This window comes from Azonexus hydrophilus, from assembly GCF_001956855.1.
Lineage (GTDB): Bacteria > Pseudomonadota > Gammaproteobacteria > Burkholderiales > Rhodocyclaceae > Azonexus > Azonexus hydrophilus_A.
Genome location: NZ_MTHD01000004.1, coordinates 224,681 through 248,496 on the forward strand (window position 1 = coordinate 224,681; position 23,816 = coordinate 248,496).

The 23,816-nt window shown below is 61.6% G+C and carries 24 protein-coding genes; 6 read left to right on the forward strand and 18 right to left on the reverse strand.

What is annotated here, in order from left to right; genetic code table 11:
- Positions 1 to 122: 122 nt before the first annotated feature.
- Entirely contained in the window at positions 123 to 2,204 is a 2,082-nt protein-coding gene (gene drt3b / locus BJN45_RS12375) for an antiviral reverse transcriptase Drt3b (RefSeq protein ID WP_076095669.1), read from the reverse strand.
- Positions 2,197 to 3,549, reverse strand: a complete 1,353-nt coding sequence (gene drt3a / locus BJN45_RS12380; protein ID WP_205750584.1) for an antiviral reverse transcriptase Drt3a — start codon at positions 3,547 to 3,549, stop codon at positions 2,197 to 2,199. Before drt3a ends, drt3b begins: the two co-directional genes overlap by 8 nt.
- 390 nt (positions 3,550 to 3,939) lie before the next feature.
- On the opposite strand from drt3a, the gene BJN45_RS12385 reads away from it, so the two are divergent.
- The 5 genes from BJN45_RS12385 to BJN45_RS12405 all read left to right on the forward strand — a co-directional run bounded on the left by BJN45_RS12385 (position 3,940) and on the right by BJN45_RS12405 (position 8,848).
- The gene (locus BJN45_RS12385; protein WP_076095671.1) at positions 3,940 to 4,521 is read left to right on the forward strand and encodes a TetR/AcrR family transcriptional regulator; all 582 of its coding nucleotides are present in this window, start codon (positions 3,940 to 3,942) and stop codon (positions 4,519 to 4,521) included.
- A gap of 82 nt (positions 4,522 to 4,603) precedes the next feature.
- Positions 4,604 to 5,683: an alkene reductase gene (locus BJN45_RS12390; protein ID WP_076095673.1), complete on the forward strand. Its 1,080-nt coding sequence runs from the start codon at positions 4,604 to 4,606 to the stop codon at positions 5,681 to 5,683.
- Positions 5,684 to 5,735: 52 nt separating this feature from the next.
- On the forward strand, positions 5,736 to 6,665 hold the full coding sequence (locus BJN45_RS12395) for a DMT family transporter (RefSeq protein ID WP_076095675.1): 930 nt from the start codon (positions 5,736 to 5,738) through the stop codon (positions 6,663 to 6,665).
- Positions 6,662 to 7,666 (forward strand): LLM class flavin-dependent oxidoreductase, encoded by a 1,005-nt coding sequence (locus BJN45_RS12400; RefSeq protein WP_076095677.1) that lies wholly within the window; start codon positions 6,662 to 6,664, stop codon positions 7,664 to 7,666. The genes BJN45_RS12395 and BJN45_RS12400 overlap by 4 nt, the downstream gene beginning before the upstream one ends.
- Before the next feature lie 27 nt (positions 7,667 to 7,693).
- Positions 7,694 to 8,848 carry an iron-containing alcohol dehydrogenase gene (locus BJN45_RS12405; protein WP_076095680.1) on the forward strand — a complete coding sequence of 385 codons (1,155 nt, stop codon included), beginning with the start codon at positions 7,694 to 7,696 and terminating at the stop codon, positions 8,846 to 8,848.
- 64 nt (positions 8,849 to 8,912) lie between these two features.
- On the opposite strand, the gene BJN45_RS12410 is transcribed toward BJN45_RS12405, so the two are convergent.
- From BJN45_RS12410 to thiS, 10 genes are all read right to left on the reverse strand, one after another.
- Positions 8,913 to 9,308 (reverse strand): YchJ family protein, encoded by a 396-nt coding sequence (locus tag BJN45_RS12410; RefSeq protein WP_430793425.1) that lies wholly within the window; start codon positions 9,306 to 9,308, stop codon positions 8,913 to 8,915.
- A complete protein-coding gene (locus BJN45_RS12415) occupies positions 9,296 to 10,255 on the reverse strand; it encodes a recombination-associated protein RdgC (RefSeq protein WP_076095682.1) in 960 nt (319 codons plus the stop codon). Before BJN45_RS12415 ends, BJN45_RS12410 begins: the two co-directional genes overlap by 13 nt.
- Before the next feature lie 93 nt (positions 10,256 to 10,348).
- On the reverse strand, positions 10,349 to 11,971 hold the full coding sequence (locus BJN45_RS12420; protein ID WP_076095685.1) for a PepSY-associated TM helix domain-containing protein: 1,623 nt from the start codon (positions 11,969 to 11,971) through the stop codon (positions 10,349 to 10,351).
- A gap of 15 nt (positions 11,972 to 11,986) precedes the next feature.
- A complete protein-coding gene (locus BJN45_RS12425; protein WP_076095687.1) occupies positions 11,987 to 12,274 on the reverse strand; it encodes a hypothetical protein in 288 nt (95 codons plus the stop codon).
- A 1-nt stretch (position 12,275) separates the two neighbouring features.
- On the reverse strand, positions 12,276 to 12,548 hold the full coding sequence (locus BJN45_RS12430; protein WP_076095689.1) for a hypothetical protein: 273 nt from the start codon (positions 12,546 to 12,548) through the stop codon (positions 12,276 to 12,278).
- A gap of 10 nt (positions 12,549 to 12,558) precedes the next feature.
- The gene (locus BJN45_RS12435; protein WP_083651269.1) at positions 12,559 to 13,434 is read right to left on the reverse strand and encodes an alpha/beta hydrolase; all 876 of its coding nucleotides are present in this window, start codon (positions 13,432 to 13,434) and stop codon (positions 12,559 to 12,561) included.
- A gap of 4 nt (positions 13,435 to 13,438) precedes the next feature.
- The gene (locus tag BJN45_RS12440; RefSeq protein WP_083651271.1) at positions 13,439 to 15,595 is read right to left on the reverse strand and encodes a TonB-dependent receptor; all 2,157 of its coding nucleotides are present in this window, start codon (positions 15,593 to 15,595) and stop codon (positions 13,439 to 13,441) included.
- Between the two features lie 209 nt (positions 15,596 to 15,804).
- Positions 15,805 to 16,599, reverse strand: a complete 795-nt coding sequence (gene trmB / locus BJN45_RS12445) for a tRNA (guanosine(46)-N7)-methyltransferase TrmB (RefSeq protein WP_076095690.1) — start codon at positions 16,597 to 16,599, stop codon at positions 15,805 to 15,807.
- Entirely contained in the window at positions 16,596 to 17,378 is a 783-nt protein-coding gene (locus BJN45_RS12450) for a thiazole synthase (RefSeq protein ID WP_076095692.1), read from the reverse strand. Before BJN45_RS12450 ends, trmB begins: the two co-directional genes overlap by 4 nt.
- 13 nt (positions 17,379 to 17,391) lie before the next feature.
- A complete protein-coding gene (gene thiS / locus BJN45_RS12455; RefSeq protein WP_076095695.1) occupies positions 17,392 to 17,595 on the reverse strand; it encodes a sulfur carrier protein ThiS in 204 nt (67 codons plus the stop codon).
- Positions 17,596 to 17,709: 114 nt separating this feature from the next.
- Between thiS and BJN45_RS12460 the strand changes: the two genes are divergently transcribed.
- Positions 17,710 to 17,907 (forward strand): hypothetical protein, encoded by a 198-nt coding sequence (locus BJN45_RS12460; RefSeq protein ID WP_076095697.1) that lies wholly within the window; start codon positions 17,710 to 17,712, stop codon positions 17,905 to 17,907.
- 3 nt (positions 17,908 to 17,910) lie between these two features.
- Here the strand turns inward: BJN45_RS12460 and BJN45_RS12465 are convergent, their stop codons facing one another.
- The 6 genes from BJN45_RS12465 to BJN45_RS12490 are packed head-to-tail and all read right to left on the reverse strand — an operon-like array spanning position 17,911 to position 23,780.
- Positions 17,911 to 18,684, reverse strand: coding sequence for an SDR family oxidoreductase (locus tag BJN45_RS12465; protein ID WP_076095699.1), 774 nt, complete (start codon positions 18,682 to 18,684; stop codon positions 17,911 to 17,913).
- Positions 18,685 to 19,329 carry a thiol:disulfide interchange protein DsbA/DsbL gene (locus tag BJN45_RS12470; protein WP_076095701.1) on the reverse strand — a complete coding sequence of 215 codons (645 nt, stop codon included), beginning with the start codon at positions 19,327 to 19,329 and terminating at the stop codon, positions 18,685 to 18,687.
- 13 nt (positions 19,330 to 19,342) lie between these two features.
- Positions 19,343 to 19,933, reverse strand: a complete 591-nt coding sequence (locus BJN45_RS12475; RefSeq protein WP_240494567.1) for an SPOR domain-containing protein — start codon at positions 19,931 to 19,933, stop codon at positions 19,343 to 19,345.
- Positions 19,934 to 19,953: 20 nt separating this feature from the next.
- Complete coding sequence (gene argS / locus BJN45_RS12480; RefSeq protein WP_076095705.1) at positions 19,954 to 21,717, reverse strand: arginine--tRNA ligase; 1,764 nt, start codon at positions 21,715 to 21,717, stop codon at positions 19,954 to 19,956.
- A 30-nt stretch (positions 21,718 to 21,747) separates the two neighbouring features.
- Entirely contained in the window at positions 21,748 to 22,269 is a 522-nt protein-coding gene (locus BJN45_RS12485) for a DNA-deoxyinosine glycosylase (RefSeq protein ID WP_076095707.1), read from the reverse strand.
- A gap of 11 nt (positions 22,270 to 22,280) precedes the next feature.
- A complete protein-coding gene (locus BJN45_RS12490; protein ID WP_076095709.1) occupies positions 22,281 to 23,780 on the reverse strand; it encodes a GGDEF domain-containing protein in 1,500 nt (499 codons plus the stop codon).
- Between the last annotated feature and the right edge of the window lie 36 nt (positions 23,781 to 23,816).

Genomic DNA, 23,816 nt, shown 5'->3' on the forward strand with positions numbered 1-23,816 from the left:
GACGGGGAGGGAGACGGCCCGCTCCTACCGTCTGATTCTCCCCCCCCAATTGATATAGGGGAAGAGAGGGCGCTTGTGTGTGGGCTGCCAACAGCCATTAAGGGTAAAGCGGAGCGCCGCCTTTAATATACCTCGCGGCTGCGCTTCGCGTCCAGTTCTCTCCCGAGGTCAAATTTATCGCCCCAAGCAGTAAACCAGTAATCGTTGGATGACTGAACAGATGAGAGGCCTGCCGCATCCAAGCCAAAAATTTGTCCAATGGCGCTCTTTGTTGCGGTACTGATGTAAGGGCAGAGCACGAGATCGAGAAGCATAATCAGGGACTCGGTATCACCTGAACAATAAGCTTTTTTATATTCGAGTTTGGCGATGATGTGAGCCTCCACGAAGGCCTTCAACTTCGCATAACGAATCTTGTCTTTTATATAGGATAGAAGGATCGTAATCGAAAAGTGGCTCATGAAGCCTGCTGCAGCGCGAACGTAATCCCCTGTGTCCTTTTCCTCCTTGATCAAAAAATGCCGGAGAAGGACGGAAAGCGGTAGCCAATATTCCCGGCCGATCTGCGATAGGGAAATTAGCAGATAGAGGCTTTCGACCTCACGATGAACGCCCATCGTGTTCTTTTCGATCTGCTGCAGCACGTTGTCGTGGATGTACTTAAACAGCAGGTGTTTCAGTTCATATGGCAAGCGCTGTGCATGCAGGAAGTCCACGGAGGTCGCAATCATCCGGCAGAGGCGGATAGTGTGATTGACCTTCGGGCTCGCCGAGTACGCGAAAAAAGCAAACTCCATAATTGCAAGCAGGGCATTTGATAGGCGCTTCTGATCGCCATCTGAGTTGTCGCTCGCGACATAGGCGCTGAAGAGCTTCTCGATCTTATTTTCCGCAATGGCGAAGGTGTAATTCAGTAGATCACCATAGGTGACACCTGCCTCCTTGATGGCGGATTTGTAGCGGATAATCAGACGATTTGCGTTAATGGCACAGACCAAGTTCTGCTTGGGCGGCATGGAGGGATCGGCCTGCAATATCTCCTCCCGAACTGGATCAACCTCCTCATTCAGAATGGTTGAAATACGCTCTTTGGCAATCGTAATTTCGGTGATAATCGGTTTTTGATAGTGCTTTATCTTCGCGGTATTAATGCTCAGTTTTTTTGACTTGAGAACCTCCTGAAGCGTATCGAATATCTTTAACTGCGTGGACTCATCGTTGTAAAAAATGAAGAAATCATCCACGTAGCGAAAAATTTCATAATCAACTTTGTGGGTCAGATTTTCTCTCTCCGCCAATTTTGTGAGCAGTTCGACATCGACTGACTGCAAAATAATCTCGGCAAAAACTCGAGAAAACTCCGGGCCAATGACGATGCCGTTGGTCTCTTTATGATTCAGGTTTTGCATGAGGGCATCAAATTTACCCCCGAAAGTAGACTTCGATTTATCTAGACTGAATTTTGTCTGGTCCTTGCCCAGAACAGCCCAGGGCAACGAGTGAGTGTAGATACTATCGAAGCACTTGCTCACATCGAGCTGCACCATTGCATCGTATTTCTTCTCGCTGCGGTGGTATTTGTACGATTCAAAAAAGCGATGGATATTCCGGTATTTCCGGTAGACAAAATAGGAGCCAAGCTGCTCGTACTCCCGCCCCTCCTCTTCCACACCTGCAACGGTGTCCTTACGCTCTTCATGGAGTTTGTCCTTGAAGTAAACGTAACGGGACACCGACACCGGACGGCGTATCGAAAACTCACTGACAGACGTGTGGTTTAAGATCAACGCGCTGTGCGTTGCGTAGAAGCTCGCTACGTCAACCTGATTGCGTGGGTGAACGACGCTCAGCGTACGTCCATCAAGATTATGAGCGACACGAAAATTGTAAGGAACGGTGTCCATTTGGCATTTTTTTAAGGGCACGGAGCGGCGCGTTTTCTGTTTGCCCCATTCAGTAACAATTTTGGTCGCAACTACAGTTTTTGGATCCGGATCAATGCCGAACAGTACGCGCATAGTCTGATCGAGATCGTCTGTGTCGCAAATCCAGCACAACTGGCCATTTTCGATCTCAATGCAGTTGTTTCTCAAAAAGCGATAAAAGCCCCTGTTAGAGAATGTTGGAGGCACCTCGAACGGCAGCATGTCCGTTAGTACAGACCTTTGCTTCCTGTGAGTGAGCGAGATGCGACGCTTAGCCATGTTTCCAGAGCCTCACGATCATTTGCAACTCTCTCGCACTGAAATTATGGAAGCGGCGTTGTTCGAAACCAGTGGTGAATTTGAGCTTTTTCAACTGCTTTTGCAGACTGGTCCGCTTGAGGTTTGCAATGTGAGTCTTGAGTTGACTATCAAGCTGCTCGAAGCTCGACAAGTCGGTTGCGAGCGAATTGTTGAAGTATATGCCCGTGACCGCACATGATTTGCTGTTGGAAAGGCGAGTGTTGCCCGTCAGAAATTTTACGCGTCCGACCAGTTTCCTAAACGCGCCCTTCGGGTTTACTGGCTTCTCCCGCCAATAGTCCGCAAAAGAGAAATCCATCCTGGCACGATACTTCTCCACCTTAGTTGCACTCGGGCAGATTTCCAACTTCCCTTCATTGAGGAGAAAGCGATACCCCAAATACTCGAACTCCTTAAGACCGGGGTCGGCCAGCTTGAATTCTGAGGTTTTTATTGGGTTATGCGAAAGCTCGTGTTTACCGAAGATTGCGATAATCCGGTCTTTGAACGAACCAAGGTCGTTACCTGTTGGTGGTCGTGCAAACATGGCCACGATATCATCGACAAAACGGCAATATAGGACCAAGCCTGGGATATCCCTCCTGATAGCCTTGTCCACCGGTCTCAAATATAGCTCGGCCAGATATGCGCTGATGCCAACCCCCCTAGGAATGCCGATAGGGGTGCCAGAGATCTTGCCGTATGATTCCAGCACCTGCTTGATGTATTTCTTTGACGCGGGGCTTAATAACTGGTCGCGATCCAGCTTTTCGACTAAGCGCTTGCGATTGATGCTCTCATAAAATGACGAGATGTCGGTGCGGACCAACTCGAAAGGAAATTCGCTGCTGAGCATGTCGCGGAGCTGGCAGACCAAGTCATGACGGTTCGCCTGTTTCACACTGTAGATACGATGAATGTTACGTTGGAGCTGCTTGATGACAAAAAAGGTCTCAGGCTCCCCATCAATGCAGAAAACTGGCTTTCCTTTCGGCCCGGCCTTTTGGGAGAGCTTGATCTCGAAGTTCGACTTGAGGACCTTCTGGCTGATGCCGTCCATCAAGGCATCGATGGCGGATGACTTAGCTGACTTCAAGGCAACTAGTTCAGACTTCAACTCAAGCAACTGCGCCTCAAAATCGTCAACTGACAGTGTAGTTTTGATTTTCCGTAGATCACGAATGTCCTGCACCTTGTCACGTACAGCGAACGTGAACGATTCGAGCGCAGGAAAAAACCGAGTTGCCAAGTCGACACCCTTACGGTTCTCAGTATCATAGATGCGACGGAAATTCTCTGCGGTGAACATCTGGTCAAGCATCATTTGCGATTCATTCCATTTGATTCAGTTTGCTGCCAATGTCCAATTTCTACCGAGAAAAACTCACGTAAGAAATTGCCTACATCAAGGGCACTGCACTTGCAGACCTGCTGCTCGTTTTATTGTCTAGCCTGAATTTCTGGGCGGTTTTGCTTTTGGAATATTAACCTGTTTGGCATTCGTGATGCCAGTTTGAGAAGGTCCACTAAAGATTCGACTGGCCCCAAAATCCGCTCTCGAATCGGTAATTGCAGAACATTTCCGGTTGAACGGCAGGTAACAAGTACATTGCTGCCCAATTTGAGTCAGAGACCCAAGGTTAGCCTCGACCGAATTGCATCCACTTCAAAAATCACTAGACGACCGGTCTAATCAGGCGCATCATTGCCCCCCATGAAAACCCGTCACGACAACACCCGTCAGCACATCCTCGAAACCGGCCAGCGCATCATTGCTGGCAAGGGCTTTGCCAGCGTTGGGCTGACCGAGATCCTGAGTTCTGCCGGCGTGCCCAAGGGGTCGTTCTACCATTACTTCGAGTCGAAAGAGCAGTACGGGCAGGCGCTGCTGGAGGATTACTTCGCGCGCTACCTGGCCGATCTCGATGCGCTGTTCGCCGCCGAGGCGCTGAGTGCGCAGGAGCGGCTGGCGTGCTACTGGCAGCGCTGGCTAGACAAGCAGGCGGCGTGCGCCGAGCAGCAGTGCCTGGTGGTCAAGCTCGGGGCCGAGGTTGCCGACTTGTCGGATGCGATGCGCGAAACGCTGCGCGAGGGCACCAGCCAGATTGTCGACCGCCTTGCCCGACTGATCGCGGCCGGCATCGCCGATGGCTCGATCCCGCCGCTGGCGGCACGCGACACGGCGCAGACGCTGTACCAGTTGTGGCTGGGCGCCAGCCTGCTGGGCAAGTTGAACCGCAATGCCGAAGCCCTGGAGAACGCCATGCAATTCACCCGCCAGTTACTCAGTCGCTGATTTCCCAGGGTCGTCTGCGGACGGCCATTTTTTGCCGCACAACATTAGACGACCGGTCTAATCAATTCCAAGGAGTTCCTGCATGACCACCCTGTTCGATCCGATCCAGATTGGCGACATCGCCCTGTCCAACCGCATCGTGATGGCGCCGCTGACGCGCAATCGCGCCATCGCGGGCAACCTTCCCGGCCCGCTGACCGTCGAGTACTACCGCCAGCGCGCGACGGCCGGCCTGATCATCGCCGAGGCCAGCCCGATTTCGCCGATGGCGCAGGGCTACCTCGACACCCCTGGCATCTGGTCGGCCGAGCAGGTCGCTGCCTGGCGCCTGGTCACCGATGCCGTGCATGCGGCGGGCGGCAAGATCGTGCTGCAACTGTGGCACGTCGGCCGTATTTCGCACGCCTCGCTGCTGCCGGATGGTGCTGCGCCGGTGTCGTCCACCGACCGCGTTGCCGAAGCCAGCACCTTTACCCGCGAAGGTTTCGTCCCAGTTTCGACGCCGCGGGCGCTGCGTGACGACGAGCTGCCGGGCCTGGTCGAGGATTACCGACTGGCCGCGCGCAACGCCATCGCCGCCGGTTTCGACGGCATCGAGATCCACGCCGCCAACACCTATCTGCTTGAGCAGTTCCTGCGCGACAGCATCAACGACCGCAGCGGCCCGTACGGCGGCAGCATCGAGAACCGCGCCCGCCTGTTGTTCGAAGTGGTCGACGCCATCGTTGGCGAGATCGGCGCCGGTCGCACCGGCATCCGCCTGAGCCCGCAGACCACCTTCACCGCGCCGCTCGACAGCAACCCGCAGGCGCTGTACGGCTATGTGGTCGACAAGCTGGCGCCTTACGGTCTGGCCTACCTGCACATCATCGAGGGCGAGACCGGCGGCACGCGTACGCCGGACGGCGCCGCTTTCGACTACGCCGCCGCCCGCCGCGCCTACAAGGGCGCATGGATGGTCAACAACGGCTATACCGGGGAACTGGCCAGCAAGGTCGTTGCCGATGGCGCGGCCGATCTGATCGCCTTCGGTCGCGGTTTCATCGCCAATCCGGACTTCGTCCGCCGGCTGCGTGACGGTTCGCCAATGAACGAGCTGCGCGCCGACAAGCTGTACGGTGGCGGCGCCGAGGGTTACACCGACTACCCGGCGCTGGCGTAAGCAACAACCCCGGGCGCGACGGTTTCCGCCGTCGCGCCAGACAGAGAACACCATGACTTCCTCCGACCGCTGGCGCCCGATCCTGGCGCTGATCGTCCTTTCCTCGATCTGGGGCTACACCTGGGTCCTGGCCAAGCACGGCCTCGAATACTCGCCACCCTTCGCCTTTGCCGCCGAGCGCTGCATCGGCAGCGCCGTGGCGCTGTTCATCGCGCTGCGCCTGACCGGCCGCCGCTTCACGCTGGTCGCCCCCGGCCCGACGCTGGGCATCGCGCTGACCCAGGTTGCCGGTTTCATGATCTTCCAGACCTGGGCGCTGGTCGAAGGCGGCCCGGGCAAGACGGCGGTGCTGATCTTCACCATGCCGATCTGGACGCTGCTGCTGGCCTGGCCGATCCTGGGCGAACGCATCCGTGGCACGCAGTGGATCGCCGCCGCGTGTACGCTGATCGGCCTGCTGCTGATCATCGAACCGTGGGAAATGCACGGCAGCCTGCTCAGCCCGGCGCTCGGCATCTGCGCCGCGATCTGCTGGGCGATCGGGACGATCCTGGTCAAACGCCTGCGCGGCCAGACGCCGGTCGATCTGCTGACGCTGACCGCGTGGCAGATGGCGCTCGGTTCGATCCCGCTGCTCGTGCTGGCGCTGGTCATTCCCGAGCGGCCGACCGACTGGACCTGGAGCTACGCCGGCATCCTCGGCTTCATGTCGATATTCAGCACGGCGCTGTGCTGGTGGCTGTGGATCTACATCCTCGACCGCGTACCGGCCTGGGAAGCCAGCCTGTCGGTGCTGGGTACGCCGGTGGTCGCCATCCTGTCGTCGCGGCTGACTTTCGGCGAAGCCTTCAAAGGCATCGAAGTCGCCGGCATCCTGCTGATCGGCGGCGGCCTGGCGCTGCTCTCGCTGCTCGGCTGGATCGCCAGCCGACGGCCGGCAGTCGCCGCCATCAACCAACGCCTGCATGAGGAAAAAGCATGAACCCGCTCGCCGATCTGAAACTGTCGCTGCTTGACCTGGTCGCTGTCCGCGAAGGCGGCAGCGTTGGCGAGGCGCTGAAGATTGCGGTCGACGCCGCCCGCCACGTCGAAACGCTCGGCTTCGTCCGCTACTGGCTGGCCGAGCACCACAACATGCCGGGCATCGCCAGTTCGGCGACGGCCGTGCTGGTCGGCCACATTGCCGGCGCCACCGAACGCATCCGCGTCGGTTCCGGCGGCATCATGCTGCCCAACCACGCGCCGCTGGTCGTCGCCGAGGCCTTCGGCACGCTCGCCGAACTGTACCCGGGGCGCATCGATCTCGGCCTCGGCCGCGCTCCCGGCACCGACCGGATGACGATGCAGGCGCTGCGCCGTGACCGGATCGAACGCGAGGACGACTTCCCGCGCGATGTTGCCGAACTGCAGCGCCTGCTCGCCCCGGCGCAACCGAACCAGGCGCTGGTCGCCGTGCCCGGTGCCGGCACCGAAGTACCGATCTGGCTGCTCGGCTCCAGCCTGTTCTCGGCCCGCCTGGCCGCCGAACGCGGCCTGCCCTACGCCTTCGCCTCACACTTCGCGCCGGCGCAGTTGCACCATGCGCTCGCCGTCTATCGCGGCAACTTCCGGCCGTCGGCGACGCTGGCCAAACCTTACGTCATCGTCGGCGTGCCGCTGGTTGCGGCGGCCACCGACGACGAAGCCGACTTCCTCGCCACCAGCATCTTCCAGCGCGCGCTCGGCATCCTGCGCGGCGATCGCCGGCCGCTGCCGCCGCCCCGGGAGGGTTTCCTGGCCAGCCTGTCGCCGCAGGAGAAAGCCGGCATCGCCGATTTCCTCGGTGCCGCGGTGATCGGCGGCCCGCAGCGCGTACGTGCCGACCTGACGGCGCTGCGCGCGGCAACGCAGGCCGACGAGATGATGCTGGTCTGCGACATCTTCGACCCGGCGCTGCGCCTGCGCGCGCTCGACATCGCCACAGCGGCCTGCCGCGACGACTGAGATTTTTCCGCCCACCTGGAGACAAAAATGAGCCACCTGTTCGCATTCGATTACCACAACCCGACGCGCATCGTTTTCGGCCCCGACAGCTTTGCCCAGTTACCGGCGCTGGTGCCGGCCGATGCGCGCATCCTGCTTCTTTACGGCGGCGGTTCGATCAAGAAGAACGGCGTCTATGACGGCATCCGCGCGGCGCTGGCCGGGCGCGACATCGTCGACTTCGGCGGCGTTGAAGCGAACCCGACGCTGGCGACGCTGAATCTTGCGGTCGACCTGGTCAAAAGGGAAAAAATCGGCTTCGTGCTCGGCGTTGGCGGCGGCTCGGTCTCGGATGGCGCCAAATACGTGGCCTCGGCGGCGCTGTACGACGGCGACGGCTGGGACATCGTCATCGGCAAGTACGCGCCGAAAGCGGCATTGCCGGTCGGCATCGTGCTGACGCTGGCGGCGACCGGCTCGGAATCGAACGCTGCGGCCGTCGTCACCAACACGGCGACGCTGGACAAGCGGGCTTTCTACGTGCCGCCGGCGCGGCCGCAGTTTGCCGTGCTCAACCCGACGGTGATGGCCAGCCTGCCGGTACGGCAACTGGAAAACGGCATCGTCGATGCCTTCGTGCATGTCTGCGAGCAGTACCTGACCTACCCGGTCGGCGCGCTGGTCCAGGATGGCTACGCCGAGGCGGTGATGAAAGCGCTGGTCCGCCTCGCCGACACCTTCGCCGAGCACAACGAAACGGTCTGGCAGCAGAATCTGATGTGGGCGGCAAACCAGGCGCTATGCGGGATCATCGGCGTCGGCGTGCCGCAGGACTGGGCAACGCACCGCATCGCCGTCGAACTGACTGCATTGTGGGGCATCGATCACGGGCGCACGCTGAGCATCATCCAGCCGGCGCTGCTGCGTGATCTGATCGAATACAAGCGGGAAAAACTCGAACAGCTCGGTCGCGAAGTTTTCGGCCTGACCGCGCCGAGCGCCGAGGACGCCATCGCCGCGCTGGAAGCCTTCTACCGCAGCGTCAACATGCCGCTGCACCTGCGCGACGCCGGCATTACTGAGCCCGATGCCGCCGACCGGGTGCTCGCCGGCCTGCGCGCGCACGGCAAGATGGCGCTGGGCGGGCATGCGGCAATCGACGAAGCGAAGACGGAAAGAATCGTCCGCGCCGCCTGTCGCTGATCTTCGGGGAATATTGCGGTCGACCGGGCTTTTTTGCCAAAAAGCAGCGTCGACCGCAGCAGGCTCAGGCCAGGAATTCGCCGGCGACGTAGAACCAGCGCCCATCCTCGCGGACGAAACGGCTCAGTTCGTGCAGCCGGTGACCGCGCCCGGCGACCCGGTAACGGGCGACGAACTCGACCGTCGCGTGCGTTTCATCCGGCTGGACGTGAGCACGCACTTCCAGCCCCAGCCATTTGCTGTCGTCAGCAGCCAGATCGAGTTCGCTCGGCCGCGTCGACGCATGCCAGGTCGCCCGCAGGTAATCCTCAAGCTTGAGCACGTAGGCGGCGTAGCGCGAGCGCATCAAGGCTTCTGCGGTCGACGCGGTTTTTTCGCCGGAATGCAGTGGACCGCAGCAGACGGCATAAGGCTTGCCGCTGCCGCAGGAACAAAGCTCGCCGGGCTTCAGGCTTCCCACGGCGGCGTGCCGGCGGCGGCCGGCGCGGACGACATTTCGGCCTCGACCTTCTCACCGCCGAGCGCTGCGATCAGTTGCGGCAGGAAGCGGGTCAGCTCGCCAGTCATCAGCGCGAAATCGGCGTCGAACTGCTCGTCGGCACGTTCGGCGGTTTTTTCGGCGGCTTCCTTGAGGATGTCGAGGAAGGCCAGACGCTTGATTTCCAGCTTTTCGGTGAGGACGAAGGAAATCCGCTCGTCCCAGGTCAGCGCCAGGCGCGTCGGCAGCTTGCCGGCGGCGAGGTGGGCCTTGATCTCGGCGCCGACTTCATCGCCCAGCGGATGACGCACGTAGCGCACCGCGGCCTTTTCCTCGGCGACCGATTTCAGCTCGCAATCGCGGTCGACCGTAAAACCGGCCGGCGCGTCGCCACCGGCCAGCCAGTCGGCCATCGCCGATTGCGGCGACAGCTCCGTGTGCAGCGGCTTGAGCGGGAATTCGTCGAGGCAGTGACGCAGATGCTCGATGACTTCCTCGGCCTTGGCCGGGCTACCGGCGTCGACAATGAACCAGCCGTTCTGCGGGTCGATCCAGACGAAGCTGCTGCGCTTCTTGGTGAACGCGCGCGGCATCAGTTCCTCGACCACACGCTCCTTGATTTCCTTCATCTGCTTGCGCCCGGGCGCGTAGCCTTGCTGGTCGGTGATCTGCTCGGCACGTTCCTGTGCCGTCTCGTTGATCACCGACGACGGCAGCAGCCGCTGCTCGACGGCCAGCGCCAGCAGCCATTGACGATTGTTGGCGTAAATCAGCGCGCCGTCCTTGCGCGGGGAAACCCAGCCACGGCTCATCGGCTGGTTGGACGGGCAGCGGGTGAATTCACCGCGGGCGAGTTGCTCGTCGAGCTTGGCCAGGTCGATCGCCCACGGCGTCGGCAGGCGATAGATCTGCAGGTTCTTGAACCACATGATGTCAATGATGTCCGGTAAAACGTCTAGTGTACCAGCCGTCCCGGTCACTGCCCACGCACTTTGGCCAAACCGGGATCAACGGCCGCCCGGCTAGCGAGCGCTCACACTGGCGGCCGACCAGACACTGTCCGCTCTGCCCTGCTCGACTCTTCGCGATGTCGCCCGGGCCATCGCTGCCAACGCCAGGGCACCGAGCAAGGCGGTCAAATCCACGCCCAGGCTGGCAACCGAGGTGTTTGCCCAGAGGCCGAGCCCAGGCAGCAGTACGCCGACAAGCGAGGTCAGGGGAATGGCCAGCGTCAGCGCGCAGGCCAGCCAGAGCAGATGAACACCGGCCCGCGCCGCGCCGGCCATGAACGCCCAGGCGATGCAGGCAAAGAAGCTGCTGTAGTACAGCAGCCGCGTCCCGTCCAGGCCATCGCCGAACAGCACATGCAGCCACTTGCTCCCGGCGATGGCCAGCGAGATGCCACAGACGCAGCCCAGGCAAACGCCAATCGTCGCCGATGCCATCAGGCGCGTATCCAGACGCTGAACCGGTGGCTGAACATCATCTTTGGCCTGTTTGCGGCGGCGGGTTTCCACCCACAACAGGTTGCCGCTGTAAAAAAGCCACGCCCCGGCAATGCCGAGCATGAAATACATCCATTGCACCGGCGTGCCGCCGAAGGCCGCCATGTGCAGTGCAAAAAAGCTGCTGATGAAAAGGTTCGGCGCATCCTGACGCCCGGGCAGGAAGTCGCTGTTGATCACCTTGCCGCTGTATGGATCGAGCGCCAGGAAGCCACCGCGCGCCCGCGGCGAAACCGCTGCTTCGTCCTTGCCCCAGACCCGGACGACGGGACGCGCCCCCGTCACCTGCTGGTATTGCAGCATGGCCGGAGCAAAGCCGGGGGCGAAAGCCTGGGCGCTGGCAACCAGTTGCGCCGGCGCCAGCATCGTCGCCGGGTCGCGCTCCGGCATGGCGCCGGCCGCCGGACGCTGCCGCTGGAAGGCGCCTGCCCATTTGCCGTCGTGGATGAACTGGTCCTGCAGGTAATAGATGCCGTCATGGTAGGCGAACACCACCGAGGTCAAGGCCATGACGATGTGAAAGGGCAGGCTGACGATGCCAACGACGTTGTGGGCATCCAGCCACATGCGCTTCAGGTTCTTGCCGACGCGCAGGGCGAAGAAATCCTTGACCAGCGACGGCACCAGCACAACGACGCCGGAAATCAGCGCCAGCGTATAGAGCGCCGCCACGACCCCCATCACCCAGCGATTGGGATCGCTGTCCACCGGCAGGCCGACGACACGGTGCAACACGTCGATGAAGGACGACAACTCCGACGGCTGGTGTTCGCGCATCTGCGAAGCGCCGCTGTCGTCGAGCGTCGCCAGGTAATGGCGGACCGCCGATTCATCGTGGTCATCGCCATCGGCATCCCTGATCTGCCACGACATCCGGGCTGGCAGATGCTCAGCCTCACGCAGATGGATGGTGAAGTCTGCTGCGCTCGCCGGGTGTTCGGCCAGCGTGCGGACAATCAGTTGCTGCGCCTCGTCCAGCGAAACCTGATGCAACTCGCTCGGCGGCGAAACCCAGCGTGCCAGCGGTTCCTTGAAGACAGTCAGCGCGCCGGCGTAGAAAGCGATGAACAAAGCCATCCCGGTAATGATGCCGGTCCAGGTATGGATCGATTTGTAGATGCGGACGAAGTCGGTTCTCATGATTTCCCGTCGGATTCAGGCTAATCGCAATGCGAACAGCAGGCCAAGAACGATGGCGCTGGCAGTCCCCAGCCACATCCAGGCGCGGGTGCCGCTGGCAAAGAAATAGACGCCACCGAGCACACCCAGCCAGACCGGCGGCACGATCCACATCGCCAGTTGCCCGCGCACGGACAGCGGCATGCCCGCATTCAGCGCATTGAACAGGCCACTGGCGCCAAACGCCAGGACAGCACCAAGCAGGAAACCGGCTAGGCTTTTCGACACCCAGTCGCGCCGGATCGGCGGCAGCTTGTCGGCCATGTCAGCGCCCCCCTTCCGGCCGCCGCCAGGCAGCGACATACGGCAGGAGCGAGAACAGCAGCATCAGCCAGGTCAGGAAAACGAACGCTGCGGTAAGCGCCTGCATGGCCTGCCACAGCGCAAGCCAGCCCAGAACCAGCAGCACGCTGCCGGCGAGACGCCCCGATCCGGCGGGCAGGGGCCGAAGCAGCCAGCGCTGGTTGGGCGAGGCCAGGTAGATCGCGCTGCACCCGAGAAAGCTCAGCAGCAGGCCGGTCGAAGTGAATACGTTCATCGGGACAAGCTCAAGGTTGTTCGAGGAAAAACTGCATGCCGCGGCTCAGTGCCGGCAACCAGGCCGGGCCGTGATCCTCGCCGGCCAGTTCGTGATAGACCACCTTCCCCGCCCAGCCGGACTCGCCGTCAAGTTGCGCCACCAGTTCACGGGCCGGCGGAATCATCAGGCGGCTGGCGATCATCGCCCGCATCTCGGGCGGATAATTGCCCTTGGGTGGATCGTCTTCCAGCGCGCCGACGCTGATCTGCAACCGCGGCCGGACTCCGCCCTGCTGCAGGGCCGGCAGATCATTGAGCAGCACCTTGTCCTGCCACCAAATCGACGGGCTGGATGCAATGAAGGTCGAAAAACTGCCTGGCCGCTTGAACAGGGCATGCAGGACGAAAAGCCCACCGAAGGAATGACCGAAAATTGCCTGCCGGCTGCGGTCGACCGGATGATTTGCCGCAATCAGCGGTTTCACCTCGTGTTCGATGAAATCGAGAAAAAGCTGGGCACCGCCCGGCGTGTAGTCGCGGCGGCGGGAAGGCACGTCGAAGTCGCTATCTCCCGGGTAACCGATACCGACCACGATCGGCGGCACGTGGCCGGTCACCTCGCTGCGCCCTGCCGCGCCACGCGCCAGGAAAGCGGCCACGGGAAAGGCAGCGTTGCCGTCGAGCACGTAGAGCACCGGAAAACCATTCGCCGGTACCGGAAAATCCGGCACCGAGACGAACAGGCGATAAGCATGACCGCCAACCGACGAACGCACGTCAAGCTGACGTGCCGCCGGCACGATCACCGGCGCCCAGGAGTCCGGCTGTGAGGCGGCATGGGCTGGCAGCGCGAACGCTTCCAGCACCAGGCCAATCAACAGCAACAGTCTGGCAAAACGCGACACGGGATCAGAAATCCACAGTCACGGAAGCCTGCACGGTGCGCCCCTCCGCAAGGGTGGCGCGCGGTTCGGCAAAACTGCCGGAATAGTAGTGACGGTCGAACAGGTTCCTGATGTTCAGGCGCAGCGTCGTCTTGTGCGCCGCCACGACGGTTTCGTACCTGGCACCCACGTTCACCTGGCTCCATCCCGGAATCCGGTAGGTGTTGGCGTTATTCAGATATTGAGCGGAAGTGGCGATCAAGTGAGCGTTCAGGCTCAGGCCACCGAGCGGCGTATCCCATTCGGTACCGAGATTGCCCTGCCAGCGCGGTACGCCAAAAAGCTCGTTGCCTTCGTTCACACCGCCTGCTGTCTTGGTCAGTTCGCTCTTGGTATAGGAAATCCCGCCCAGCACACGGACAGTGGATGTAATTTGACCGAAGGTATTCCATTCCAGACCACGAACCCGCGATTCACCGCCATCCGAGGCGACCAGGTTGGGCGCGGTTCCGGTCGTGATCAATTCCGGCTTGGCGATCTCGAACAGGCTGACGGTATTGGTGAAGGTACCGGCATTCCATTTGACCCCCACCTCCTTCTGTTCAGTCTTGTACGGCTTGAAAATCTGGTCCTGGGCATAGCCGTTGGCTACCTTCACGCTAGCACCCTGGCTCAGGCCCTCAACGTAGCTGGCATACAGGGAAATCCCCTCGCCCCAGGGTTTGACCACCAGGCCCACCGCCGGCGTCAATGCCTTCTCGTCGTAATCACTGGTCTCCACGCCAGCCACGTTGTAGCTGGTCTGTTCGACTTGCTGCTGGCGCAGGCCAAGCGTCAGGCGCACGGCATCCTGCATGAAGGACAGGGTATCCACCAGGGCCAGGCTGGACAGCGTCGTGTCGCTGAGTTTTGGTACGGAGCCGACTGGCATTGCCGGCAACGGCGGTGTTATCGGATTGCTGATATTGCTCGCCAGCATCCCCGTTGTATTGGAGAGATAGCCGGACTCCAGCACCGTACGTGACGCCTGCAGCACCAGTTCGTGCCGGACGGCGCCGGTGTTGAAGCCAAAGCGCCCACCAGCCTCGGCAGCCACGCCTTCATCGTAGCCGCGCTGGGCGACACCGCGCACCTGCGCGCTGCCATTGGGTTGAACGTTATGCACGTGGGTACCATTCACCCAGCCGGAATAATCATGCTTTCTCGTACCAATGCTGGCAAAGGCGGAAAAATTCTTGTTGAACGCATATTCGGCACGGGCAATCACGGCCTTGCTCTCAAGCTCGCCAGCAGCCGAACGCAGCATGTTCACGCTCGGATCCGGTGCTGCAGGAATATCCGGGTTGGCAAAGCCGAACATCGCCGGCGAACCGCCCGAGAAAGACAGCTTGCTGTCGTACACATCCAGGGAAGCCGTCAGGGACTCGCCACGATAATCCAGCGCCGCCGAGAGGAACTTGCGCGTCTTGTCCTGCCCATTCAAGGCCGTCTCGCCATCGCCATACGAAGCATTGACGCGCAGCCCTACCGCCTTGTCGGCGCCGAAACGACGCCCGACATCAACGCTGGTACCGAACTGGCTCTGCGTTTGGTAATCCAGCGTCACCCGGGTGAGCGGATCATTGGCAGCGCGCTTGGGCACCAGGTTGATGGTGCCGCCGATACCGCCGCTGGGCGCCATGCCGGTGAACATCGCGCTCGGCCCCTTGAGCACTTCGACCCGCTCAACGAACTCCAGCGTGGAATTGCCCAACGGGGCCAGACCGTACATGCCGTTGATCGCCAGATCGGAGCCGTGAACATCAAAGCCGCGCAGACGGAAATTCTCGAAAGCATGCGAGCCCGAGGTGGTGAAACGGACCGAAGGATCGTTATCAAGCACATCGGCCACCGTCTTTGCGCCCTGATCCTCGATCAGTTTGGCGGTGTAACTGGTGACACTGAAAGGCGTGTCCATGACATCCTGATTGCCCAACAGACCGAGGCGCGCCCCCTTGGCGACCTGGCCACCCGCGTACACTCCGGGCAGATCCGACGCGGTTTCGGCATTTGCGGAAACCTGAACGGTGGATAGCGTGACTTCGCCCCCCGCTTCCGTCGTTGCAACAGATTGAGCCAATGCCCATTGAGGCAAGGCAAGCAGACTGATTGCCAGCGCAACCGGCGTCATTCGCAGCACCATGTTTTCTCCCTTGAGAATGAGGACACACTGGCTGGCGACGGCGGCTTGCTTGCGTGAAGAATTTCAACGCAACGATTCTAATTGATATTAATTCCTATTACAATCCGTAACAGACTGCAGCTTCTTCTTTTTCAGGATAGGGCGGGCAGGCCACGACGCGAGTCGCGGCCGCCGACGTCATTACCAGCGCCCCGGCAAATAACCGGGAGTCAGCGTTTCCTGAAGACAAGGTCCCAGACACCGTGGCCCAGACGCAGGCCGCGGTTCTCGAACTTGGTCAGCGGCCGGTAATCCGGGCGCGGGGCGAAGCCGGCGAGGCCGGCGGCGGAATCGGCGTCGAGCGCCGCAGTGAGTGCTGCGGTCGACGGGTTGGCGACACTGTTTTCCAGACTGGCTTCAGCGCCGAGGACTTCAAGCATCTGCAGCGCGTAGTTTTCCCAGTCGGTGGCGCAGTGGATGTAGCCGCCCGGTTTCAGGCGCGTCGCCAGCAGCGCGACGAAGGGCGGCTGGATCAGCCGGCGCTTCTTGTGCCGCGACTTGTGCCAGGGATCGGGGAAGAAGATGTGGATGCCGTCGAGCGAGGCTTCCGGCAGCATGTCGCGCACCACTTCCACGGCGTCGTGGTTGCCGATGCGCAGGTTGCTCAGGTTCTTCTCGGCGATCAGCTTGCACAATGCGCCGACACCGGGGACATGGACTTCCAGCCCGAAATAGTCGTTTTCCGGGTGCGCCTCGGCGATCCGTGCCGTGGTTTCGCCCATGCCGCAGCCGATTTCGAGGATTTTCGGTGCCTGGCGGCCGAACACCGCCGTCAGGTCGATGTTTTCCGGCTGGTAGGGAATGCCGATCTTGGGCAGCATCGTCTCGTAGTAGCGCTGCTGCGCTTCCGACATGCGGCCGGCGCGGCGGACGAAGCTCTTGATGTGGCCATGCCCGGTACGGCCGGCGGTGTATTCGCCTTCGTCGCCTTCGGCGGCGGGGTGGATCAGCAGCTCGTCGTTCATGAGCCGATCAGTCCGGAAGTCGGCGACGACGGGTCGGCCGAGTAGTATTTGCGGGCCATGCGGCCAGCCAGGAAAGCCTCGCGGCCGGCTTCGATGCCCTTCTTCATGGCGCTGGCCATCAGCACGGGATCTTTGGCGTGGGCGATGGCGGTGTTCATCAGCACGCCGTCGCAGCCGAGTTCCATGGCGATGGTCGCGTCCGAGGCGGTGCCGACGCCGGCATCGACGATGATCGGCACCTTGGCGTTGTCGATGATCAGGCGCAGGTTCCACGGATTGACGATGCCCATGCCAGAGCCGATCAGCGAGGCCAGCGGCATCACCGCGACGCAGCCGATTTCCTCGAGCATCTTGCACTGGATCGGATCGTCGGCGCAGTAGACCATCACCTCGAAACCCTCCTTGACCAGGGTTTCGGCGGCCTTCAGCGTTTCCGGCATGTTCGGGAAGAGGTTGGTCGGGTCGCCGAGGACTTCGAGCTTGCACAGCGGATGCCCGTCGAGCAGTTCACGCGCCAGGCGCAGCGTGCGCACCGCGTCGTCGGCGGTGTAGCAGCCGGCGGTATTGGGCAGGATGGTGAATTGCGACGGCGGGACGGCGTCGAGCAGGCTGGGCTGACTGGCGTCCTGGCCGATGTTCACGCGGCGCACGGCGACGGTGACGATCTCGGCGCCGGAGGCGTCGATGGCCGCGCGCGTCTCGGTGAAGTCCTTGTACTTGCCGGTGCCGACCAGCAAACGCGAACGGTACGCCTTGCCGGCGATGGTCAGTTGATGCATGGAATTCTCCCTTTCAGCCGCCGCCGACGGCGACGACGATTTCGAGTTGATCGCCCGAAACCAGCGGCGTTGCCGCATGCTGGCTCTTCGGAACGATTTCGCCGTTTCTCTCGACGGCGATGCGCTTGCCCGCGTAGCCCAGTTGCTCGATCAGGCCGGCAACGGTCAGCGGGTCGGGAAATTGGCGGCTTTCGCCATTGATCTTGAGTTCGGGCATCGCGCTATTTTAGCAAGCCGGGCCGGCAGATACCCATGAAGTAACGGAATTCCCGGTGATTCTCCCGATAGCTTCTATAGTGAAAGAGAAGCCAACAACAATGAGGAGACTGCCATGTCCATCTTTGACGCCCCGATCGCCCGTTGCGAAGCCGTGCACGAAATGGTGCTGACCGACGAAACCCAGTGCGAATGCGCGCATGAACACGACTGCCCGCCCGGTCGCGAGTGTCCGCTACACGGCTACTTTGCCGAGCAAAGCGGCATCAGCGAGAATGACCCGGGCATCCTGCTGCACTCGACGCAGCATTGAAATTCAGTCGCGCAACAGCCCTCGCGGCTTGCGCGGCGCGCCGGTAAACAGGCGGTCGTACAGCCAGTTGGGCAAGAGACGCAGCAGTTTGGCGACAAGGCCCATCTGCCAGGGGATCACCGTGTACGAAACACCGCGCGCTATGGCTGCGGCAAAGCGCTCGGCCGCCTGCGGTGCCGGCAGCAAAAACGGCATTTTGTAGGGGTTGACCGCAGTCATCGGCGTCTCGATGTAGCCGGGCGCAATCGTCACCACCTTGATGCCCTGCGGGCGCATCTCCAGCCGCAGACTCTCCAGGTAGGCGATCGCCGCCGCCTTCGACGCCGAATAGGCCTCCGCCCCCGGCAGGCCGCGAATGCCGGCGACCGAGGCAATGCCGCACAGGCGCCGTTCACCGCCTGCCGCCTTCATCGCCGGAATGAACGGCGCAAAGGTCGCCGCCATGCCGAAAACGTTGATGTCCATGACCCGGCGAAAGACCGCCAAGTCTTCCTCGCATTCGGTCAGCGTACCGGCCGAAACGCCGGCATTGGCGATGACGATGTCCGGCGCACCGAAACGGGCAATGAAATCCATCGCTGCGTCATGCAGCGCCGGCGCATCGGTTACATCCAGCGGATAACAGGCATGCCCCCCGCCAAGACGCTGGTTCAAGCCGTCGAGAAAATCGCGGCGCCGTGCCGCCAGGCCCAGCGTCGCGCCTTTTCCGGCGTAGTAAACGGCAAGCGCCTCGCCGATACCCGACGAGGCGCCTGTAATGAAGACCTTCAGCGTCAATTACTTCTTGCCGGACTTTTCGCTGCGCACCCGGGCAATCAGCTTGTCCGCCACGGCCAGTTGCTGGTCGAAACCGAGCGTGGCGATCAGGAACTTGCCATCGACAGCCAGCGCCGGCACACCTTCGATCTTGAACGCATGCGCCATCTGGTCACCGCGCCGCAACTTGCTCTGCACGCCGAACGAACCGAAGGCATCGGTGAACTTCTTGCTATCCACACCACGCGCTGACACCCAACCCACGATGGTCTTCTCGTCAAACAGGTTGGTACGGTCCTGGTGGATCGCCTTGAAGACATCAGCCTCCAGACGCTTCAGGTCACCGGTGACCTCGAGCGCATAGAAAAGCTTGGCGGCATTGCCCCAGGCAGCGCGACCGAAACTGACCGGCACCTTCCTGAGCACGACATCGGCCGGCAATTTGGCCGCCCACAGCGTCAGCAGCGGATTGAAATCGGCGCAATGCGGGCAGCCGTAGCTGAAGAATTCGACGACCTCGATCTTCGCGGCATCGTCGGTCGGCTGAGCCGGGTTGAGCACCGTGAAATCGCGACCGGCAGTTTGTGCGGCAAGCGGACCGGCAACGGTCATCGTGGCACCGAGCGCGAGCGCGGCAGAGACGAAACGGCGACGTGCAAATTCCATGCGTGACTCCTTTTTACTTGGACAACTGGGCTTCAATGCCTGATTTGGCAAGTTCGGACCGGACTTTGTTCAATTCTTCGAGCTTGAAATACGGCCCGATGCGGACCCGGTACAGGGTCCGGTCCTCGATCATCACCTGCTGCACCGAGGACTCGATCCCCATGAAAGCCAGCTTGGCCTTCTGGTTGTCGGCATCCTGGGCGGTGCTGAACGAGCCAGCCTGGAGGAAAAGCGGCGCCTTGCTTTCCTTGCCTGCTTCCTTCGGTGCTTCGGCCTTGACGGCCTCGGTGGGCGTTGGCGCAGCACCGGCCTTGTCCGGCACGGCATCCGCCTTGCCCGGCAGGATGTCGTAGAACTGGAAACGCTTTTCCGGGACCGGATCACCGGGCTTGCCGGGCAGCGCCATCGGCTGGCCCGGCTGAGCCAGCGGTGGCCTGGGCTCGCCGCTCTGGGCCGCGTTGTTGTTGAACGGCAAGGGCGCCTTGTTGATGTACCAGACAACGCCCGCAGCCAGACAGACACCGAGGACGAGCCCGATGAACATGCCGATCAGCGTACCGCCGCCGGATTTGCTCCGGGCCGGCTGGCGTTTTGAGGATTTCATGTCGCGAGTCATGCTTTTCCTTACATGGATTCCGGACAGCCGACACCAAGGATGGCCAGGCCGTTGCGGATCGTCTGGCGTACCGCCGCCGCCAGGGCGACGCGGGCATCGCGCAGCGCAGCATCGTCGACCAGCATGCGCTCGGCGTTGTACCAGCCGTGGAACTCACCGGCCAGATCCTTCAGGTAGAAGGCAATCATGTGCGGTGCCAAATCCCGGGCGGCGCTTTCGATCACTTCCCGGAACTGGGCCAGTTGGTTGGCAATCGCCAGCTCACGTGGATTGGCAAGCAGCGACAGGTCGGCATCGGCCAGCGACGCGATGTCGCCGCCCCACTGGTTGACCACGGAACAGATGCGGGCATGCGCGTACTGGATGTAGTACACCGGGTTCTCGTTGGTCTGGCTCTTCGCCAGATCGAGGTCGAAGTCGAGGTGCTGGTCGGACTTGCGCAGCGCGTAGAAGAAGCGGCAGGCGTCGTTGCCGACCTCGCCGCGCAACTCGCGCAGCGTGACGAACTCGCCCGAGCGCGTCGACATCGAGGCCTTCTGGCCGTTGCGGTAGAGCACGGCGAACTGGACGAGGGCGACCTGCAGCTTGTCCGAATCGAGCTCCAGCGCCTTGATCGCGCCGGTGACGCGCGGGATGTAGCCGTGGTGATCGGCGCCCCAGATGTTGATGACCTTGTCGAAACCACGCTCGAACTTGTTCAGGTGGTAGGCGATGTCGGAAGCAAAATAGGTGTACAACCCGTTTTCGCGCTGGACGACGCGATCCTTCTCGTCGCCGAAGGCGGTGGACTTGAACCAGCGGGCGCCGTTCTGCACGTACAGCTGGCCCTTCTTTTCCAGCAGATCGACGCAGCGGGCAACCAGACCGGTGTCGTAAAGTGCCTTCTCGGAGAACCAGACGTCGAAATGCACGCCAAACTGTTCGAGGTCGTCGCGGCAGTCGGCCAGCTGTTCGTTGAGCGCGTGCTGGTGCACGTATTCCCAGTCGGCGCCGAGCAGTTCCTTGGCTTTCGCGATCAGCGCGTCAAGATGCAGTTCGCGCTGCTGCTTGGCTTCGTCATCGGCCCGACCGGCATCCGGCAGGCCCGGCGTGCCGGCTTGCACCGCGTCGGCGGTACGAACGTACTTGTCGCCATGGGCATTCTTCAGTTGCGCCGCCATGTCGCGCACGTAGCCGCCCTGGTAGGCGTTCGGCGGGAAAGGCACGACAACGTCGTGCTGCTCCAGGTAACGCAGCCAGGTCGACAGGCCGAGGATGTCCATCTGCCGGCCGGCGTCATTGACGTAGTACTCGCGGGTGACATCCCAACCGGCGAAGGTCAGCAGGCTGGATAACGAAGCGCCGTATGCGGCGCCGCGACCATGACCGACGTGCAGCGGACCGGTCGGGTTGGCCGAAACGAATTCGACCTGAACCTTCTGCCAGCCGCCTGCGGTCGACCGGCCGAAATTTTCTTTTTCCGCCAGCACGGCCTTGACGATGTCGGTCTTGGTACCGGCATCCAGCGTGAAATTGATGAAACCCGCACCGGCCACTTCGGCCTTGATGACCAATTTGGACGGTGGCAATTCAGCCAGCAACTGGTTGGCAATCTCGCGCGGATTCTTCTTCAGCGCCTTGGCCAGCTGCATCGCCAGATTGGTCGCGAAGTCGCCATGCGTCGGATCACGCGGGCGTTCCAGATGGATCGGGGTATCGGTTGCCGTGGGGGCAACGCTGGCCAGCGCCTGTTGCAACAGGGCGGTCAGTTGGTTCTTGACGTCTTGGGCCATTGAGATCGGCTGAAAATAGCAAAAGCGCGATTATACGCTGTCGCTGCCCTTCGGCAGCCCGGGGATTACCGACCAGGCCGCCAGCTTCTGCGCAAAGCCCTGTGCGGCATGCGCCGGGCTGGTCGATGGCAGACGCCGGAAACTCAGCCCGGCAAGCGACAGCCGGGGCGCGACATGGCGACGGAAAGCCTGCTCGGCCGCAGCGCCATTGAAGAAAACATCTCGGATTTCACGGTGGACCGCAAAAAAAGCAGCAAAATCATTGGCCCGAATGCTGTCCGGCACGATAGCCGCATCCAGACTGCCCGACCGTTCACAGGCGGCGATCACGTCCCACAAGGCAATGCCCGCAGCCTGCAGCAATTGCAGACGCTGCGGATAGGGCAAATCGGGAGAGAATCCGAGCAGTTCGCCGACGATCGGCCAGAAGGCGTTGCGCGGATGTGCATAGTATTGCCCCGCGTTCAGTGAAGCCTGGCCGGGCATGCTGCCGAGGATGAGGATGCGCGCATCAGGCGTGGCAACCGGCGGGAAACAGGCCAGATCCGACACCGGACGAAACCTCAGGCGCCGAAAACGCGATTCTTGCCGGCCCGCTTGGCCAGGTACATGGCCTGATCGGCGCGGCGGATCGCATCGCTGCCACGCTCTTCGTTGACCAACTGCGCCACCCCGGCGCTGAAGGTGATCAACACCTTGTCCCTGCCCGAGAGGAAAAAAGCCTTCGTCAGCTCGCGCTGGAGCCGGACCATCGCCTCGACACCCTGCTCCAGTGTGGTATCCGGCATCAGGATGATGAATTCCTCTCCGCCATAACGGGCCAGCGTATCGGTCGGGCGCATGCAGGCCCGGGCGACATTGGCCAGATGGATCAGCGCATTGTCCCCCGCCTCGTGCCCCAGGCGGTCGTTGAGCCGCTTGAAGTTGTCGATGTCGAGCAGACACAGCGAAAGCGGCGTGTTGCGCCGGCGTACCGCGGAAATCTCTCGCTCCAGCGCCTCATCCAGCCCTTTGCGGTTCAAGGTATCGGTCAGCGGGTCGTGGCGCGCCAGGGAGCTGGCACTGTCAAGTTCGCGATGCAACTGGACCAGCTCGGCCTCGGTCGCCAGCACCCGATCCTGCAGGGCCCGCAGCTGCTCGCGCGAACTGGCGGTTTCCTCGGCCATGGTCTGCGTTGCCGAAACCACGTCCTTGAGTAGCGGCGCCAGATCCTCCAGACGTGAAACCATCTCGATCTGCCTGGCGCTGGCTTCGATCTTTCCCTGAAAGGCCGAGCTGCTTTCGTTCATGGTAGACAGGCGCTCGATGAACGCGGAAAGCATCTTGCGCATTTCCTCCTGCGCTTCCACCGACCGCGCCCGAGCCCGGCTCTGCTTGTCCATCACGTCGCGCAGGCGACGCTCCATCTCGTCAAGGTGACGCAAGGTCAGCGGCGGCTCGACGGCAGCCAGCAAGCCATCGATCTGCCCCTTGAACCAGGCGTCGTCCAGGCTCAACTCGCCGATATTCTCGATGATCAGGTGCAACAGCTTGAGCAGCGCTTCGCGAATTTCGGCCTGCTCGGCAACTGCGTACGGCGCAAGACCCGCCAGATTCCGGAGCACGACTTCAAGACGGGAAAATTCGCAAGGCGTGACGCGTAACGCAGCAAGCAACTCATCCACGGCGGCGCAAAAATGCAGATCATCCCGACCGAATGCAGGAAAGACCGCTTCGAACAATTGCAGCAACGCAGTGCTGACCTCGTGCGGCAACTGTGTCGCCCCCTGCGACGGGGCCGCAGCGGCGATGTAAGCCTGCAGGGCATCCTGCACCCCCTGCCAGCTACGCCCGGAAATTGCCGCATCGAGACGTGACAACTGGGCGATCTGAACCTCACCACGCGGACACAGGCCCGCCGCCAGTTGGCGTAACGGAGGCTCGGGGAAAGGCATCACGTTCGGCAGATTGGCAATTTCGTTGTAGCACGCCTGATAGTTGGCCGGCGTCGGCGCCAGATGGCGCTCGGCCAGACGCTTCAGGGCCTCGCGGGCTATTTCGGAAGGATTGCGTTGTTCAGGCATCTCTGCACAAAAAGGATTGGGGCAACGGGGCAGCCA

Excerpts from the sequence above, each read along its gene's own strand:
- drt3b (WP_076095669.1), bottom strand. The coding sequence starts at position 2,204 with ATGGCTAAGCGTCGCATCTCGCTCACTCACAGGAAGCAAAGGTCTGTA.
- drt3a (WP_205750584.1), bottom strand. The coding sequence starts at position 3,549 with ATGATGCTTGACCAGATGTTCACCGCAGAGAATTTCCGTCGCATCTAT.
- BJN45_RS12385 (WP_076095671.1), top strand. The coding sequence starts at position 3,940 with ATGAAAACCCGTCACGACAACACCCGTCAGCACATCCTCGAAACCGGC.
- BJN45_RS12390 (WP_076095673.1), top strand. The coding sequence starts at position 4,604 with ATGACCACCCTGTTCGATCCGATCCAGATTGGCGACATCGCCCTGTCC.
- BJN45_RS12395 (WP_076095675.1), top strand. The coding sequence starts at position 5,736 with ATGACTTCCTCCGACCGCTGGCGCCCGATCCTGGCGCTGATCGTCCTT.
- BJN45_RS12400 (WP_076095677.1), top strand. The coding sequence starts at position 6,662 with ATGAACCCGCTCGCCGATCTGAAACTGTCGCTGCTTGACCTGGTCGCT.
- BJN45_RS12405 (WP_076095680.1), top strand. The coding sequence starts at position 7,694 with ATGAGCCACCTGTTCGCATTCGATTACCACAACCCGACGCGCATCGTT.
- BJN45_RS12415 (WP_076095682.1), bottom strand. The coding sequence starts at position 10,255 with ATGTGGTTCAAGAACCTGCAGATCTATCGCCTGCCGACGCCGTGGGCG.
- BJN45_RS12420 (WP_076095685.1), bottom strand. The coding sequence starts at position 11,971 with ATGAGAACCGACTTCGTCCGCATCTACAAATCGATCCATACCTGGACC.
- BJN45_RS12425 (WP_076095687.1), bottom strand. The coding sequence starts at position 12,274 with ATGGCCGACAAGCTGCCGCCGATCCGGCGCGACTGGGTGTCGAAAAGC.
- BJN45_RS12430 (WP_076095689.1), bottom strand. The coding sequence starts at position 12,548 with ATGAACGTATTCACTTCGACCGGCCTGCTGCTGAGCTTTCTCGGGTGC.
- BJN45_RS12440 (WP_083651271.1), bottom strand. The coding sequence starts at position 15,595 with ATGGTGCTGCGAATGACGCCGGTTGCGCTGGCAATCAGTCTGCTTGCC.
- trmB (WP_076095690.1), bottom strand. The coding sequence starts at position 16,599 with ATGAACGACGAGCTGCTGATCCACCCCGCCGCCGAAGGCGACGAAGGC.
- BJN45_RS12450 (WP_076095692.1), bottom strand. The coding sequence starts at position 17,378 with ATGCATCAACTGACCATCGCCGGCAAGGCGTACCGTTCGCGTTTGCTG.
- thiS (WP_076095695.1), bottom strand. The coding sequence starts at position 17,595 with ATGCCCGAACTCAAGATCAATGGCGAAAGCCGCCAATTTCCCGACCCG.
- BJN45_RS12460 (WP_076095697.1), top strand. The coding sequence starts at position 17,710 with ATGTCCATCTTTGACGCCCCGATCGCCCGTTGCGAAGCCGTGCACGAA.
- BJN45_RS12470 (WP_076095701.1), bottom strand. The coding sequence starts at position 19,329 with ATGGAATTTGCACGTCGCCGTTTCGTCTCTGCCGCGCTCGCGCTCGGT.
- BJN45_RS12475 (WP_240494567.1), bottom strand. The coding sequence starts at position 19,933 with ATGAAATCCTCAAAACGCCAGCCGGCCCGGAGCAAATCCGGCGGCGGT.
- argS (WP_076095705.1), bottom strand. The coding sequence starts at position 21,717 with ATGGCCCAAGACGTCAAGAACCAACTGACCGCCCTGTTGCAACAGGCG.
- BJN45_RS12490 (WP_076095709.1), bottom strand. The coding sequence starts at position 23,780 with ATGCCTGAACAACGCAATCCTTCCGAAATAGCCCGCGAGGCCCTGAAG.